The sequence below is a fragment of the Micromonospora sp. NPDC048063 genome (assembly GCF_043202855.1).
Lineage (GTDB): Bacteria > Actinomycetota > Actinomycetes > Mycobacteriales > Micromonosporaceae > Micromonospora.
Genome location: NZ_JBIDBG010000013.1, coordinates 1 through 16,267 on the forward strand (window position 1 = coordinate 1; position 16,267 = coordinate 16,267).

The 16,267-nt window shown below is 75.0% G+C and carries 8 protein-coding genes, 1 rRNA gene and 1 pseudogene; 5 read left to right on the top strand and 5 right to left on the bottom strand.

Annotated features, from left to right (window positions below):
• Positions 1-87 (top strand): 5S ribosomal RNA (rrf, locus tag ACGFZ2_RS26140); the annotation flags it as partial.
• Positions 88-802: 715 nt separating this feature from the next.
• Here rrf and ACGFZ2_RS26145 read toward each other — a convergent pair.
• On the bottom strand, positions 803-2,620 hold the full coding sequence (locus ACGFZ2_RS26145) for a VanW family protein (protein WP_393457800.1): 1,818 nt from the start codon (positions 2,618-2,620) through the stop codon (positions 803-805).
• A 181-nt stretch (positions 2,621-2,801) separates the two neighbouring features.
• Between ACGFZ2_RS26145 and nudC the strand changes: the two genes are divergently transcribed.
• Positions 2,802-3,725 (top strand): NAD(+) diphosphatase, encoded by a 924-nt coding sequence (gene nudC, locus ACGFZ2_RS26150; protein WP_393457803.1) that lies wholly within the window; start codon positions 2,802-2,804, stop codon positions 3,723-3,725.
• A 1-nt stretch (position 3,726) separates the two neighbouring features.
• Here the strand turns inward: nudC and ACGFZ2_RS26155 are convergent, their stop codons facing one another.
• Both ACGFZ2_RS26155 and ACGFZ2_RS26160 read right to left on the bottom strand, forming a co-directional pair.
• Complete coding sequence (locus ACGFZ2_RS26155) at positions 3,727-6,246, bottom strand: fibronectin type III domain-containing protein (RefSeq protein WP_393457806.1); 2,520 nt, start codon at positions 6,244-6,246, stop codon at positions 3,727-3,729.
• A gap of 32 nt (positions 6,247-6,278) precedes the next feature.
• Positions 6,279-7,538, bottom strand: a complete 1,260-nt coding sequence (locus ACGFZ2_RS26160; protein WP_393457809.1) for a polysaccharide biosynthesis protein — start codon at positions 7,536-7,538, stop codon at positions 6,279-6,281.
• A 115-nt stretch (positions 7,539-7,653) separates the two neighbouring features.
• Between ACGFZ2_RS26160 and ACGFZ2_RS26165 the strand changes: the two are divergent.
• Positions 7,654-9,186 (top strand): annotated as a pseudogene (locus ACGFZ2_RS26165) (hypothetical protein); the annotation flags it as partial.
• Between the two features lie 128 nt (positions 9,187-9,314).
• Positions 9,315-9,509 (top strand): hypothetical protein, encoded by a 195-nt coding sequence (locus ACGFZ2_RS26170; protein ID WP_393271155.1) that lies wholly within the window; start codon positions 9,315-9,317, stop codon positions 9,507-9,509.
• Here the strand turns inward: ACGFZ2_RS26170 and ACGFZ2_RS26175 are convergent.
• Positions 9,494-10,705 carry a glycosyltransferase family 4 protein gene (locus tag ACGFZ2_RS26175; RefSeq protein ID WP_393457812.1) on the bottom strand — a complete coding sequence of 404 codons (1,212 nt, stop codon included), beginning with the start codon at positions 10,703-10,705 and terminating at the stop codon, positions 9,494-9,496. The genes ACGFZ2_RS26170 and ACGFZ2_RS26175 overlap by 16 nt on opposite strands.
• Positions 10,706-10,790: 85 nt before the next feature.
• On the opposite strand from ACGFZ2_RS26175, the gene ACGFZ2_RS26180 reads away from it, so the two are divergent.
• Positions 10,791-15,083, top strand: a complete 4,293-nt coding sequence (locus ACGFZ2_RS26180; RefSeq protein ID WP_393457815.1) for an alpha-(1->3)-arabinofuranosyltransferase family protein — start codon at positions 10,791-10,793, stop codon at positions 15,081-15,083.
• On the opposite strand, the gene ACGFZ2_RS26185 is transcribed toward ACGFZ2_RS26180, so the two are convergent.
• On the bottom strand, positions 14,975-16,174 hold the full coding sequence (locus tag ACGFZ2_RS26185) for an acyltransferase family protein (RefSeq protein ID WP_393457818.1): 1,200 nt from the start codon (positions 16,172-16,174) through the stop codon (positions 14,975-14,977). The two genes, ACGFZ2_RS26180 and ACGFZ2_RS26185, sit on opposite strands and share 109 nt — an antisense overlap.
• Between the last annotated feature and the right edge of the window lie 93 nt (positions 16,175-16,267).

Consider the following 16,267-nt stretch of genomic DNA (forward strand, 5'->3'; position numbering starts at 1 on the left):
GGTTACATTCCGAACCCGGAAGCTAAGCCCTCCAGCGCCGATGGTACTGCACTCGGGAGGGTGTGGGAGAGTAGGACACCGCCGGACAATCTTTCGTTCAGGGCCACCCCTTTCGGGGTGGCCCTGAACGCATTGGGGGTTCATCCGCTGACGCGGAACAGCGCTCCGGTGGGATGCGGTGAAGGCACCCGCGGACCGGGCAAGTTCATCCCGCCGACATGGGGAAAGGGCGCTGCCGCAGGCCCGCAACATGGGCATGAACGCGACCACCGTGGCTGCCATGGTTGTCGAGCATCGCCCTGCCGAGCTGGGCTGGGTCGAGCCGGACGACAACTCCCCGCAGACAGGGAGAAGGCCTATCGCGGGCCCGCAACGTGGGCGTGGACGCGGGCCGGGAGGCGCGGGCGGTGGGTGACCTCGACGGGGGTGGGGGGGGGGGGGGGGGCGGGGCGGGGGCGGGCGCCCCCCCCCCCCCCCCCCGCCCCCCCCCCCCCCCCCCCCCCCCCCCACCCCCACCCACCCGACACCGCAACAAACGCCTCAGACAGCGCCCACCCCCACCCACCCCGACACCGCAACAAACGCCTTAGGCAGCGCCCACCCCCACCCCACCCGGGCCGCCACACAGAACGGGACGCGGACCGAGGCAGGCCCACGCCCGATCAGGGCGAAGGAGTCACGTACCCGTCCGAGATCCGCCGCCTGGTGAGGAACAGAGCCCGCGCGGGTGTGCGTACGCCGGAAAGGAACTGCCCCGCCGGCGGGGCAGGCGGGGCAGCGACGTGCGGGAGTGGGACGGACGTCAGGACGGTTCGCGGGCGCAGATGAAGCGCGGCTCGGCGTCGTAGCGCCAGGTGAACTTCTCCCGCTTGACGACCTTGCCGTCCTTCTTGATGACCCGGAAGGCGTCCTGGGTGAAGCCCTGGCTGCCGCTGGCGGGGATGCAGGTGGGGCCCGGCTCCAGATAGACGGTCTTCGGCTGGGTGATGTTGCGCCGCAGGCTGTACTCCGTCTTCACGCTGTCCCAGATCTTGGTGCTCCAGACGGACACCGTGATGGAACTGGACGTGTACGAGGTGTCGATCAGGACGCCGTACTCGGTGTTGTTGCGGAACTTGAAGTCCAGGTCCGGCCAGAAGATGGTCGACTCGATGACCGCCGGGTACCGGCTGAACCAGTACGAGTGCGGCTTGTGCTCGACGTCCTCCAGGCCCGCGTAGTAGGTCGCGTTGAACAGCGTGGTGGTGAACTGCGAGGTGCCGCCGCCCACGCCCGGCACCAGCTTGCCGTTCAGGATGACCGGGGCGTCCCGGTAGCCCTGGGCGTAGCCGCGCTCACCGGTGTGCCCGTTGAGCGAGAACGTCTCGCCGGGCAGCACGACCGTGCCGTCCACGTCCTTGGCGATCGTGATGATGTTCTGGCTGCGCGGCGAGGAGAGCCCACCGGTGAACCGGGTGGTGAACGTGGACACCCGCTCCTTGATGCCGAGCCCGGCCAGCTTCTCCGTGGTCAGCTCCGGCTCGGCCGGCTTCAGCTCGCCGGTGACCTTCCGGTCCTCCGCCTTCGACAGGACGGCCAGCAGGTCGCGGCCGAGGGCGGCGCTGTCGAGCTGCTGCCCCGGCTTGCCGTCGACGACCTTCGGCTTGCCTCCGGAGATGGTCATCCGGGCGTCCTTCGGCGGCACCTCGATCGTCGCCAGGTCGTCGCCGAGCGCGGCGCGCAGCCGCTTCACGTCGACCTGTGGGGTCAGCTTGCCGGCCTCGTCGGCGGTGAACCGCAGGCTCCTCGCGATCGCCTTCGGCGGGATCTGCACGGAGCCCTTGTCGGTGGTGAGCGTGACCGGCGCGGCGACGGCCGGCTCCGCCAGCTCGGCGACCAGCCGGTCCACCTCCTCGGCGGTGGTCGCCGGGTGCGTCTCGACCAGCGGCACGGTCACCGGCTGGCGGCTCAGCCAGCCCTCCCGCACCACCTGCGCGGAGCGCTCCGGATCCAGCGCGAGGCTCGGCTTCGGGTGCACCGCCTTCGGCGTGGTGCCCTTCCAGGTGATCGCCGGCATCGTCATCTTCCGGCCCTGGTCGCCGGCCACCTTCTTCAGGGCGGCGTCGAGCCGGGCGACGTCCACGGTCACCACCGGCTGGACCGCGCGGGACCCGACGAGCCGGTCGACCGCGTGCGCGTCCGCCTCGGCCGCCGCCGCCACGGTGGCGTCGACGTCGACCGCCAGGCCGACCTCGGCCGGGACGATCTCGGCGGTCCGCTCGCCGACGCGTACCGACAGGGGGGCCGCGAGCTCGGCGGCGCGGCGGTCCAGCGCCGCCCGCAGTTCCCGGGCGGCGTCCGCGCGGCTCTTTCCGCCGAGCTCCGCCCCGAGCACGGTCGTCCCGCGGGGCACGTCACCGGCGTACGCGTAGGCACCCACCCCCGCCACGGAGGCCAGCACCGCCGTGGCGACACCGGCGGCGAGCAGCAGGCGGACCCGGCGCGACCGGGGCCCTCCGCCCGGTCGGCCGGCGGGCACGACGGGTGCCGGCTCCTCACCCGGCCAGGTCACCGCGGTGACCTGCACGGTGGGCCGGTCGTCGGCGGGTGGGTTCTTCTCGCCGTACAGCGTCACGGTCACCTCGATCGGGGCATACCACAAGGGGGAGCGCGCGCCCCGCCCGGAAGACACCTACGGTAACCGGCGGCCCGGCACGGCGGCAGTCTGCGCCCCTCCCGTTGCGGCAGCGCGTGTCGCGTGGCGTGTTGGCGGGGGGCCGCCCGGGCGCGGGGCGCGGCGGCGGCCATGGCACGGTAGGGGCATGCGAGCGGACGAGGCGGTCCTGGCGTACGGCGGCGGCTGGCTGGACCGGGCGGGGGAGTTGCGCGCCGACCCGGAGCGGATCGCGGCGCTGATGGCCGACCCGGGCAGCGTCGTCCTGCCGTTCTGGCGGGACCGCTGCCTGGTCGCGGAGGACGTGCCGGTGCGGTTGACCGGCGACCTGGCGGCCGGGGTGCTCGCCCTCGCCGACGAGACCGCCTTCCTGGGCCTGGGCGACGACACGTCGGCCGTCTTCGCGGTGGACCTTTCCGGCCTGTCCGAGGCCGCCGCCGTCGAGGCGGCCGGGGCGGGCGCCGCCGTGGACGTCCGGGCGTTGGTCGGCCGGCTCGGTCCGGCCGAGGCGGCCGTCCAGGCGTACGCGCGGGGGCTGCTGCACTGGCACCGGCAGCAGCGCTTCTGCGGCGCCTGCGGGGCGTCGACCGTGGCCCGGGGCGGGGGACACGTCCGGTCCTGCACCGGGGCGGACTGCGGCCGGCTCCTCTTTCCCCGGATCGAACCGGCGGTCATCGTGCTGGTCGAGGCGCCCGGAGCCCCGGACCGCTGCCTGCTGGCCCGGCACGCGGGCGCGCGCGAGGGGGCGTACTCGACGCTCGCCGGTTTCGTGGAGGTGGGCGAGAGCCTGGAGGACGCCGTCCGGCGGGAGATGGCCGAGGAGGCCGGGGTGACGGTGACCGACCTGACGTACGTGGGGTCGCAGGCGTGGCCGTTCCCGGCGGGACTGATGGTCGGCTTCCGGGCCACCGCCGCGTCCGAGGAGGTGCGGGTGGACGGCGAGGAACTGCTGGAGGCGCGCTGGTTCACCCGGGACGAGCTGCGCGAGCGGGTGGCCGCCGGGTGGCCGCTCGGCCGGGTCGACTCGATCGACCACCACCTGCTCCGATCCTGGCTCGCCGCCGGAGCCTGACTCACTCCACGAGCACGGCGACGGGCGCGGACGGCGAACCCGTGTCGACGCCGTCGGTGGCCGCGACCCGGAACTCGTAGCGGTGGCCCCGGGTCAGCAGTACGGCGGTGAAGTCGGTTCCGGCCACGGGATAGGGATCCGTCCGCCAGCTCGTACCGGACGTGACATCCCGGAGCTGGACGCGGTAGGCGAGGCCAGGGCCGGCCTGACGCCAGCTCAGCCGCGCCTCACCGTTGCCGCTCGCCGTCACCGCCAGCCCGCCCGGCGTGGGCAGCCGCGGCGTGGCCCGGACCGGCCTGCTCAGCCGACCCGGACCGGCCTGGTTGGCGGCGGCGACCGCGAACTCGTACTCGTGGCCGTTGCGCAGCTGGTGGATGGTGGCCTCGGTGCCCTGCACGGCCACCTTCTCCTCGGTGAATTCCCGCTCCCCGGCGGTGAGGTCCCGCCGGTAGACGCGGTGCCATCCGTCGGGGTTGGTCGAGCGCCAGGCCAGCTCCACCTGACCCGGCCCGATCTTCGTCACCCGCAGGCCGGCCGGCACCACCTTCGGCGCGGTGAACCGCGCCCGGGCCCGGACCGGCGGGGAGAGGGGCCCCTCGCCGCCGCTGTTCACGGCGCTGACGGCGAACTCGTACTCGTGGTCGTGTCGGAGGTACCGGGCGAGGTGGTTCGCCCTGGTGTCCAGCGACGGCGAGCCGAGGCGGGTCTCGCCCGCCGTCACGTCGCGCCGGTAGACGCGGTAGGAGACGCCCGGTCCGAGGCCGGCCCAGTTGAGCCGGATGTCGCCGTCCGGCTGGGGGCTGGCGGTCGGCCGGGCCGGCGCGGCCGGCGGGGTGACGAACGCGGTGGCCCGGACCGGCGCGGAGGGTTGGCTGTCCCCGCCGCCGCCGACCGCGACGACGGTGAACTCGTACGTCCGCGCGTGCCACAGCGAGTCGACGGTCGCGCTGGTGCCGGTGAACGTGCCGACCAGGGCCGGTGCCCGCTGACCCGAGGTGACGTCGCGCTGGTACAGCCGGAACAGTTGGACGAACGGCAGCGGGTCCCAGCGCACCGCGACGTCCCCGGTCCGCCCGGCCGTCGCCCGCAGCCCGCCGGGCGGCGCAGGTGGCGGCACGGTGGCGGTCATCCGCGCCACCGGCGACGGCGGGCCTTCGCCCCGGCGCCCGAGCGTGGTCACCCGGAACTCGTACTCGTGGCCGTTGACGAGGAAGTCGGCGGAGAAGCGGGGCTCGGCGGTCGGCTCGCCGATGCGGACGAAGTGGGTCTGGCCGGCGGTCACGTCTCGGCGGTGGACCAGGTAACGCGGGTCGTCATCGGCCCTGACGGGACGCCAGCGCAGCTCGGCGTTGCCCGCGCCCCGGGCGTCGGCGGTGAGCGCGGCCGGAGCTGGCGGCACGTCGGCCCGGTCCGGCCGGGGGCGGGGCCAGTCGACCTCGACGAAACGCGGCCGGTAGACGCCGGCGTCGGCGTACGTCACCGCGTCGTCGACGTTGTTGACGTTGTACGAGATCAGCAGCTTTCCCGGGCGGGCCAGGTCGGGGTGCAGGTCGGCGTCGTAGACGAGGTGCCCGGCGTCGGTCTCCGCGGCGCTGTGCAGGTAGTCCGGCCCCTCGAACGGCCCCGTCGGCCCGGCGGCGGAGTAGGCCACGAGGTCGCCGCTGAACACGAGGTTGTTCTCGTGGGTCACGAGCACGTACCGGTCCCCGACCCGCTGCACGCCGTACGACGTGCCGACGCCGCTGAGGACGCGGGCGGACCGGTCCACCTCGGACGCCCAGCCGCTGCCCGTCCAGAACTCCCACGGGCCCGTGAGATCGTCCCCGGCGACCCGGGCCACGTGCGCGAACTTGGTGTCGCCGCTCGCCTCGGTCCCGTAGATCCAGGTGTGCCCGCCGTCGCGGAGCAGCGCGGAGCCCCAGGAGATCCGCTGCCCCAGCGGCAGCGGCCGGACGGCGGTGGGAGCCAGGCCGGGTAACGCGAAGGTGGCCAGCGACGTGCCCAGCAGGACGTGGTCCAGCGGGCCGGCGCCGGTCCGGCGGTAGCGGTTGACCAGCATCTGGAGGCTCTGGCCGACGACCTGGGCGTCGCCGACCCAGTGGAACTGGTCGGCGGCCGGTGGTGGCACCAGCGAAGCGGGCTCCTCGGCGGTGCCGCCGTGCACGGTCTCGCGCAGTTCCTCGCCCTGCTGCACGACCATCGAGTTGTTGATGAACGACGCGGTGTCGGGCCGGGAACCGTCCGGATCGACCGGGCCGAGGAAGGTGTCGGAGAAGAGCCAGAGCAGCCGGCCGTCGGGGAGTCGGACGGAGGCTGTCCGGTCGGCGCCGTTCCACCGGCCCGAGGTGTCGCCGTAGCGGTCGAAGAGGGCGGTGAGCCGCTCGGCCGACATGCCGCCCTCGGCCCGCGCCCGGCCGGGGACGCCGGCGGTCAGGCTGACCACCAGCGCGGCGGCGTACAGCACGAGCAGCCAGCGGGTGTGCGGACGGGCCTCCCGTCGGCGGGATCCGGTCGTGGCCATGCTGACGCTCACCAGAAACCCCCGTCTCCTGGTTATCCGTCCCGCACTGTGACATGTGCTCCCGGTGGATGGGTAGTGGCCGTCCGGGCGGGTTTCGCCCTGCCGCCGCGTTCGTGGGCCATCGTCAGCAGCCCGGTCGCCACGGCGGTGACGGCCGCCGTCACCAGGGCCGCCCCGGCGATCCCGGCGATGCTCCGTGGCACGACGGTCGCGACCGCGGCCACGTACACCACCGTCGACAGCCACAGTGGAGCGGCAGGCCACCGGGCCGATGCCGCGACCCGGGCGTTCACCAGGATGAAGACCACCGCGTACAGTGCGCCGGTGGCGGCGAAGAGTGGGGCGTAGCGGCCGGACCCGGCGTACGCCGGGCCGCCGGCCAGGCGGAAGGCGAGCCCGCCGGCCAGCGCCGAGCCCAGCACCAGCACCGCCCCGGCGCCGGCGACCAGGGCCAGCGCGGTGACCAGGGCGCGGCGGTCACCCTTCGCCAGGCGGGGCAGCGCGATCACGGTCACCACCTGCGGCGCCCAGAGGGCGCCCTTGGTCAGCACGGTGCCGACGGCGTAGGTGCCGGAGACGTCCGGCGGTAGGAAGCGGCGGGCGAGCAGCAGGTCCACGTACGAGACGACCAGCATCGCCAGCGTGGCGCCGCTGGCGGTGAGCACGGTCCGGGTGGCGAGCGAGGGTGCCGTCGGGTCGATGCCGGAGCCCCGGTTGAGGCGTACCAGCAGGGCGAGCACCAGGACCGAGGTGACCGCCCCGGCCAGCAGCGACCCGGTGAGCCCGCCGCCGAGCGAGAGCCCCGCCACCATGCCCCCGTAGCGTCCGGCGCCGAGCAGCGCCATGCCGCCGGCGAGCCGCAGGAAGCGCTGGTCGCCCTGCAACTCGCCGAGCCAGCGGCCGGCCGCGACGACCGCCACGGTGAGCACGCCGAGCAGCAGCACCGCCGGGGCGGCCAGCCGGAGCTGCACGGCGGCCACCGGCAGCGTCACGGCGAGCAGCACGGCGGTGACGACGAGCGTGAGCAGGGTCGGTCGCGTGGTGGCGGCGTGGCCGTGGCGGGCCCGGTGCACGGCGACCGCGATCTGCAGCCCGGTGCCGGCCACACCGCCTATCGCGCCCAACGCGAGGAGGGTGGCCAGCGCGCTCAGCTCCGCCGGGTCGAGGTGTCGGGCGCCGAGGACGGGCACCACGTAGGCCAGCCCGTTGACGAAGACGCCGGCCAGCGTCACCGCCACCCCTGCGGCGCCGAGACCGGTCGCCCGGCCGCGCCTGTCCGAATCCGTTCCCATCACCGCCCCGGGTCGCCGGCACTCCCGGCTGTGCGGCGGGCGCGCGTACAGTGGCGCCACGCCGGTGCCACGCCCGGTCAGCGTAGTGAGGAGGTCAACCCTGCGGGAGAGGTCGATGCTCGCCGGGCTCGGGCTGGCCGTCACCCTGCTGGTGCTGGCTCCGCTGGCGGCTCCCGGATACGTGCTCAGTTACGACATGGTCTTCGTGCCGCACCAGCCGTGGCGCGCGGAACTCGTCGTCCCGTCCGACTCGCTGCCCCGGGCGGTGCCGTTGGACGCCCTGGTGTCGCTGGCCAGTCAGGTGGTGCCCGGTTGGCTGGTGCAGCGGCTGGTGCTGGTCGCGGTGCTGCTGCTCGCCACCGTCGGCGCCGGGTTGCTGGTGCCGGCGCGGCACCCGGTCACCCGGCTGGTGGCCGCCGTCGGGTACGCGTGGACGCCATACCTGGCGGAACGGCTGCTGATCGGGCACTGGGGCCTGCTGCTGGCGTACGCGTCGCTGCCCTGGCTGGTGTCGGCGGTGCTCCGGTTGCGCGCCGGTGGGCGGCGGGCGCTGCCGCTGCTGGTGCTGGCCGCCGTGCCCGCGGCGGTGACCCCGACCGGCGGCCTCATCGCCCTGGCCAGCACCGTCGTGCTGGCGTCGCGGCGGGCCGGGGGCCGGGTCGGGGCGGCTGCGGTGGGGCTCGTGCTGCTGCTGAACGCGCCCTGGTTGGTGGCGGCGGCCCTGACCCGGGCGGATGCCCGGACCGACCCCGACGGGGTGGCGGCGTTCGCGGCGCGGGCGGAGAACTGGAGTGGCGCGCTCGGCGCGCTGGCCGGCACCGGCGGGATCTGGAACGCGCAGACGACGCCGGAGAGCCGCTCGTCCCCGCTGGCGCCGGTGGCCACCGCCGTCGTGCTGGCCGTGGCGGTCCTCGGCTACCGGACGTTGAGCCGCCGGTGGTCGGGTGGGCTCGCGCACCGGCTCGCCGGGCTGGCGGCCGGCGGTTTCCTGCTCGCCGCTCTGGGCGTGCTGCCCGGCCTGGGCGGGCTGCTGGAGTGGTCGGTGGCCACGGTGCCGGGGGCCGGGGTGCTGCGCGACGGGCAGAAGTTCCTCGTCCCGTACGCCCTGCTGGTCGCCGTCGGGTTCGCGCTCGGCGTGGAGCGGCTGGCCGAGGCGGCGGGTCGGGTCGGTCGGGTGGGCGCGGGTGCGGTGCTCGCCGGGGCGCTGGTCCTGCCCGTGGTGGTGCTGCCGGACCTGGCGTTCGGCGCGGCCGGCCGGCTGCGACCGGTGGCCTATCCGGCGGACTGGAACGCCGTCGCCGCCCGCCTCGACGGCCGGCCGGGCGAGGTGCTCTCGCTGCCGTTCGGGGCTTACCGGGCGTACCCGTGGAACGGCGGTCGGACGGCGCTCGACCCGCTGCCCCGCTATGTCGACGCCGACGTCCTCGTCGACGACACGCTCTGGGTCGGCCCGAGCGAGGTGAGCGGGGAGAATCCGCGGGCGGCGCAGGTGCGGCGGGTGCTCGCCACCGGTGCTCCGGTGACGGCCACCGGTGTGCGCTGGGTGGTGGTGCAACGGGTGGCCGGCGGCCACCGGGTGGACCCGGCGATGCTGGTCGGGCTCCGCGAGGTGCACGCCGGCACGGACCTGACCCTGTACGAGAACCCGATGGCGGGCGGCTGACCGGCCGCGAGCGCGCCCACCGGCTGGTATCGATCGTCCTCGTGGCCCTCCCCACCGTCGCTACTTGGTGGTAACGTCCCGCGCACGCAGCTCACGAGGAGGAAGTCAGCACCATGCGCAGTGCTCTCTCGTTGGTTCTCGCCGGAGTGATCGCGGTCGCTCTCGGCGTCATCGGGTCGGTGGCGCTGGCCACCACCCTCACCGGCACCTCGTCGTCCGAGGCCGCCAAGGCCGAGCAGTCCGCGCGGACCAGCTCGGACGGTGGCAGCGGTGGCGCCAACAAGCCGCTGGTCTACGGCGCGAGGTAGGACGGCTCCACCGGCTCCATCTGCTCCGCCGGCACCACCACCCGAACGTTCGCGGCCCTCGCCACGAGGGCCGCGAATTTTTCGCCCGAGACCGGCCAGGTGAAGCGGGCCGCGTGCGCCCGCGCCGCCGCGCCCATCGCGGTACGCAGGGCGTGGTCGGTGAGCAGCACGCGCACCTTGGCGACGAAGTCGTCGACGTCGTCCGCGAGCAGGCCGGTCTCGCCGTCGACGAGCGCCTCCTCGACCCCGCCGGCGCCGCGGAACGCGATCGTCGGCGTGCCCACCGCCCCGGCCTCCACGATGGTCAGCCCCCAGCCCTCCTTCAGCGAGGGAGTGAGCGCGACCCACGCGCTGGCCAGCAGTTCCCCCTTCTCCGCGTCGCTGACGAAGCCGGTGAACCGGACCCGGTCGGTGATGCCCAGCTCGCTGGCGAGCCGGCGCAGGTGCGGCTCCCACCAGCCCTGACCGGCGACCACGAGGGTGAGGCCGGGCAGCTCGCCGGCGAGCCCGGCGACCGCGTGCAGGGCCAGTTCGACCTGCTTGTGCGGCACCAGCCGGCCGAGCACCACCAGGGACGGGTGCGGGGTGCGCGGCACCGGCCCGACTGGCATGTCCGGCGTGCCGTTGTGCACGACGGCGATGCGGGCGAGATCGATGCCGAGGGTGGCCAGCTCCCGGCGGGTGGCCTCGGAGACCGTCACGTACCGGCACCGGCGGTAGACGCGCGGGGCCAGCCAGGACTCCACCCACCAGCCGAAGCGCGCCAGCCAGCGGCCCAGCACCACGGGCCACTGCTCCCGGTGCACGTGGTGTACCAGCGCGATCACCGGACAGAGGGCGTACAGGGCGGAGAGGAAGGGCAGGCCGTTGCCCACGTCCACGATCACGTCCGGTCGGCCACCCCGGCGCCGGGCCAGCGGCCCGAGGCCCAGCGCTCCGGCCAGGTAGATCAACGCGGCACGCAGGTAGACGGTGTGCCGCCCGCCGCGACGCAGCACCCGCACCCCGTCGGCGGTGACCTCCTCGGCGGGACCGGCGGAGTGCGTGGCGCAGAGCAGCGTGGCGCGGTGGCCCCGGCGTACGAGTTCCCCGGCGATCCGCTCGACGTACACCTCCGAGCCGCCGCCCTCGGGGTTCCGGATGTCACGCCAGTTGAGGAAAAGTACGTGCCGGTTGGCGGCAGGCGGTGCTTCCACACTTACTCCTACTGCCGAGTAGTCTTCGCGTCGCGTCACACTATGGGCTTCGTCACGCCCCCCGCAATGCCCCATCGGAGGCGACATGCAGCAGGCGCCGGCCCGTCCGGAGCTGACCGACCGGCCGGACGACACATCGACAAGGGTGTGGCGTCTTCGCTTGGTCGCGGTCTGTCTCGGTTTGTCGGCCCTGGCGTTCCTCCAGGATCCAGGCCTGATCGCCATCGACACCAAGGTGGACCTGGCGGTCGATCCGGCCGGATGGTTGAGTCGCGCCCTGCACGTCTGGGACCCGGACGGGACCTTCGGCCAGCTCCAGAATCAGGCGTACGGCTACCTCTGGCCGATGGGCCCGTTCTTCCTCCTCGGCAAGCTGCTCGCCATCCCGGCCTGGGTGGTGCAGCGGCTCTGGTGGGCGCTGCTCATGACGGTGGCCTGCACCGGCGTGGTCCGGCTGGCCGAGCGGCTGCACGTCGGCACGCCGGGGGCCCGGCTGGTCGCCGGGGTCGCCTTCGCGCTCTCCCCCCGGCTGGTCACCGAGCTCGGCCCGATCTCGGTGGAGGCGTGGCCGAGCGCCCTCGCCCCCTGGGTGCTGGTGCCCCTGGTGGGGCTGGCCCGAGGCGGGTCGGTGCGCCGCGCGGTCACCCGGTCCGCGCTGGTGGTGGCGTGTGCCGGGGGCGTCAACGCGACGGCGGTACTGGCCGTCGTGCCGCTGGCCGGCCTCCTGCTGGTCGGCCTGCACCCGTTCCGGCTGCGGATCACGGCGTTGGCCGCCTGGGGCCTGGCGGTGGGCGCGGCGACCGCCTGGTGGCTGGTGCCCCTGCTCCTGCTGGGCCGGTACAGTCCGCCGTTCCTCGACTACATCGAGACGGCGCCGGTCACCACCGCACCCACCGACACGACCACCGTGCTGCGCGGCGCCTCGCACTGGCACGCGTACCTCAACGGCGCGTACGGGCCGCCCTGGTCTGCCGGCTGGCGGCTGGCCACCGAGCGACCGCTGGTCGTCGCGACCCTGGTGGTCGCCGGCCTCGGCCTGGTCGGCCTGGCCCGGCGGGGCATGCCGCACCGGCGTCTCCTGATCACCGGCCTGCTGGTCGGGCTGGCCCTGGTCGGGCTCGGTCACGTCGGCGCGGTCGACGGGCTGGGCGCGCAGACGCAGCGGGACTTCCTCGACGCGGCCGGCGCACCGCTGCGCAACGTGCACAAGTTCGACGTGGTGCTCCGGCTGCCGCTCATCCTCGGCCTGGCCCACCTGCTCGGGCTGGTGGCGCGGGCGGCCCGGGCGGCCGACCGGCCCGACCTGAACCCCGGCCTGCCCCGCCTGCTCCAGCCGGTGCGGCTGCGTGCCACCCTGGTCACCGGCACCGCCCTCGTCGCGGTCGCCGGGGTGGCCGCGCCCGCCCTGGCCGCCGGGCTGCCCGCCCAGGGCAGCTTCCGCGAGGTGCCCGGCTACTGGCACCAGGCGACGTCCTGGCTGGACCGCAACCTCGGCATGGACCGGGTGCTGGTGGTGCCCGCCGCCCGTTTCCCCCGCTACCTCTGGGGCAGCCCGAGCGACGAGGTCACCCAGCCCCTGTTGGAGAGCGGCTGGGCGGTGCGCAGCTCCGTGCCGCTCACCCCGCCGGGCACGATCCGCCTGCTCGACACCGTCGAGGCCGCGCTGGCCAACGGCGAGGGCTCCGCCGGGCTGGCCGACCTGCTCGCCCGCTCGGGCGTGCGGTACCTGCTGCTCCGCTCCGATCTCGACTACGGGCGCTCCGGGGCCACCCAGCCGGTGGTGGTCCGGCAGGCGCTGCAACGCTCACCCGGCATCCGTGCGGTGCGCGCCTTCGGGCCGGAGGTCGGCGGCGGCCAACTGCCCGGCAACTTCGTCGACCACGGGCTGGACGTGAAGGTCCGGGCCCTGGAGGTGTACGAGGTCGAGAAGCCGGTCAGCCCGGTCGTCGCGTACGACACGGAGGGACTGACCACGGTGGTGGGCGGGCCGGAGTCGCTGCTCCAGGTCGCCGCGGCCGGCCGGCTCTCGGACGCCCCGACGGTGCTGGCGGGGGACCGGCCGGCGGGGCTGGCCGGCAGCCCGGTGGTGCTCACCGACGGGTTGCGTCGGCGTGAGGTCGCGTTCGGCCAACCACACGACAACGCCTCGGCGACCATGACACCCGCCGACGAGTCGCGGCTCGGCGCGCCCGCCCGGGACTACCTGCCGCCGTGGGGCGAGGACCAGGCGACCACCGTGCGCTACCTCGGCATCGAGTCGGTCACCGCGTCGAGCTCCTGGTCGGACGCCCAGCCGTTGGTCGGCGGCCGGCCGGCGCACCAGCCGTACGCGGCGCTCGACGGCAGCCTCGCCACCTCCTGGCGCTCGGCGCCGGGCACCCTGGCCACCGAGCAGTGGCTGGAGGTGGAGTTGACCGAGCCGCAGGTGGTCCGCGACGTGGGGCTCGTTTTCGACACCGGCGCCGACTCCCTGCCCACCCGGATCACCGTCGCCGCCGGCAACCAGCAGGCGGTGGTGGAGAACCCGGGCCAGAGCGTGCAGGTCACGGTGCCCGCCGGCCACCCGACCCGCCGGATCCGGGTCTCCGTCGACCAGGTCTTCGACATCCGGGCCGGCTTCGGCGGCGTCGGCATCGCCGAGTTGTCCATCCCCGGCCTGCGGGTCGAGCGGACCCTGGCCGTGCCGGCGCCGCCGGCCAGCGCCGCCCCGGCGGCCGTGGTGCTCACGGCCGCCGCCGGCGCCTCGCCCTGCGTCTTCGACGAGGGCCGGCCGATCTGCGACGGCGGGCTGGCCAGGGAGTCCGAGGACGGCGACCGGATCGACCGGACGCTGAGCCTGCCGATCGCCGCCGGCTACGACGTGGCGCTGCGGGTACGCCCCCGGGCGGGGAGTGCCCTGAACGCGTTGCTCGACGGCGGTGGCGAGGCGGCCGTCGCGCGCGGCGTCAGCCCGGCGGTCGCCGCCTCCAGCATCGGCGTTCCCCACCCCGCGGCCCGGCCGGGCGCGGTCGTCGACGGCGACCCGGCGACGACGTGGTACGCCGCCGCGTCGGACCGGCAGCCGTGGCTGCGCCTGACCTGGCCCAAGGCGCGCCAGATCGCCGGGCTGAAGGTGACCCTGCCACCCACGGCAGCGGCCGCCCGCCCGTGGCAGGCGACCGTGATCGGGGACGGCGGCATGCGCGGCGGCGTCTTCGACGAGGGCGGCAGCCTGGTCTTCGACCGGCCGCTGAAGACCGACCAGATCACCGTGCTGATCTCCGACGTCGTGCCGGCCAACACCTTTGACCCGTACCGGCGGTTGTCGCGGAGCCTGCCCGTCGGCGTGGGCGAGCTGATCGTGCTGCCCGAGGGCCCGGTGCTGCGCAACGACCCGGAGGAGCACGTCACGCTTCCCTGCGGCACCGGGCCCACCGTCGAGGTCGGGACCCACCGGCGCCGGACGGCGCTCGTGGCCAGCCGGCGGGAGTTGGTGGAGCTGCGCGAGGTGGACGCGGTGCTCTGCGGCGCCCGTGCGGAGGATCCGCTGCCGCTGGCCGGCGGGGAGGTGCGGGTGGTGGCGACGGCGAGCCGCCTGGCAACGCCGGCCCGGCTCGTCCTCACCCCCGACGCCGTCGTTCCGGGGCGCACCGACGGCGGCGCGGCCGGCACGGCGGGCGTGCCGGAGGCCACCCAGACCCCGGTCCGGGTGGACGGCTGGGCGGCCACCCGGCGGTCGCTGCACCTGGACGCGTATCCGGGCCAGCGGGTGCTGGCCCTGCGGGAGAACGCCAACGCGGGGTGGGAGGCCACCGCGGGCGGCAGGCGGCTCACCCCGTTCGTGGTGGACGGCTGGCAGCAGGGCTGGCTGGTGCCGGCCGGTTTCTCCGGCGAGGTGCTGCTCCGGTTCGCCCCGGACGACGGCTACGTCGTGGCGCTGGGCGTCGGCGCGATCCTGCTGGGCGGGGTCGGGGTGGCCGCCGCGCTGCCGAGCCGGCGTGTCCCGCCACCGCTGGCGGCTCCGGCGCGCCGCCGCCGGCACCGACTGCTCGCCCTGCTCTTCGGTGGGGTGGCGCTGCTGCTGTTCGGTGGCCTGGCGGCGGTCGCGGTCGCGCTGCTGGCGGCGGCCGGTGTGCTGGCCGGTCACGTGCTGGAGCCGCAGCTGCACCCGCCGGACCGGCACCGACTGCACCGGCTGTACCGGGTGGCCGGACGCTGGCTGCCGGTGGGCTGCTTCGCGCTGGCCGGCTGGTACGCGGTGACCCGCGGCGGGCACACCGCGGCGGTGCCTCAACTGGCGGCGGTCGCGGCCGTGACGGTGCTCTGGTTCTCGGTCGTGCTCCCGCCGCGGCGCGGCCACGGCCCGTTCCAGCGTTGGAAGGGGCGCTCGACGGCGTAGTAGCTGAGCGCGGCGAGGACCAGCCCGCCGGCGACGGTGAGCACGAAGATCTGGCCCGTGTCGCCGGTGAAGTTCGGCCGGTCCGTGAGGAGGTAGATCCCCTCCAGCACGAAGGGGTGCCAGAGGAACAGCCCGTAGGAGACCCGGCCGAGCCACCGGCCGACGACGCCGCCGAGGACGGCCTTGGTCCGGGTGTCCGGCCCGAACGCCACCGGCAGCACCAGCATCACCGCCACCACGGCGTACAGCGCCATCTTCAGCCCGAACTGGGCGGCGGTGGGTTCGGCCAGGTCCCGGGGCCCGCCGATCGGCGTGGTGGCGACGGCCAGCGCGGCCAGCGCCACCGACCAGCACGCCAGCGGCGCCGTGCCGAGGTCGTCCAGCCACCGCCACCGGTGCCCGGTGCCGGTGCGCAGCGACACGTGGACGGTGGCCAGCGCCATGCCGGCGCCGAACCAGCCGGCGTAGGACGGCAGCCACATGGTGTGCAGGCCCAGGTCGAGCAGGCCGAGCCCCATCAGGGCCACCCAGCCGGCGGTGACCGCCAGCCCCGCCACGACGATGACGACGGTCGTCCGGCCGGGACGCCAGCGCCGGCCGAGCAGGAGCGCGGCCAGCAGCGGGAGCAGCAGGTAGAAGGCCGCCTCGGTGGCGAGGCTCCACGTCTGGCTGAGGCCGTGCCGCAACTGCCGGGGCTCGTAGATCTGGGCCAGCGCCAGGTGCCGCCACCAGTCGCCGGCGGACGCCGGCCGGTTCTGCGGCAGCACCAGCAGGCAGACCACCACGGTCACCCAGTACGCGGGCAGGATCCGGGTCGCGCGTCGCCACAGGTAGCGCCGGGCGGACGGGGGCCGCTGCCGGGTCGCCAGCGTGTGCGCGTACGGGCGGAAGAGCAGGAACCCGGAGAGCACGAAGAAGACGGCGACGCCCACGTCGAGCCGGGACAGCCAGCTGCCCAGCCCCGAGTCGCCGGTGTTCGCGCCCGTGGCGAACCCGACGTGGTGCCCGACGACGGCCAGCGCGCCGATCACCCGTACGGCGTCGAGCGCGGGCAGCCGGCGGAGGCCCTGATCGGTGGTGGGGGCAGACATCAACCGTCCAGAGGGTCGCGTGAATATGTAACCCGGGAGTAACCTGCGGCCAAGTTTAGGGACAGGACCCCCTCGCCGGACACCGGCTGACTG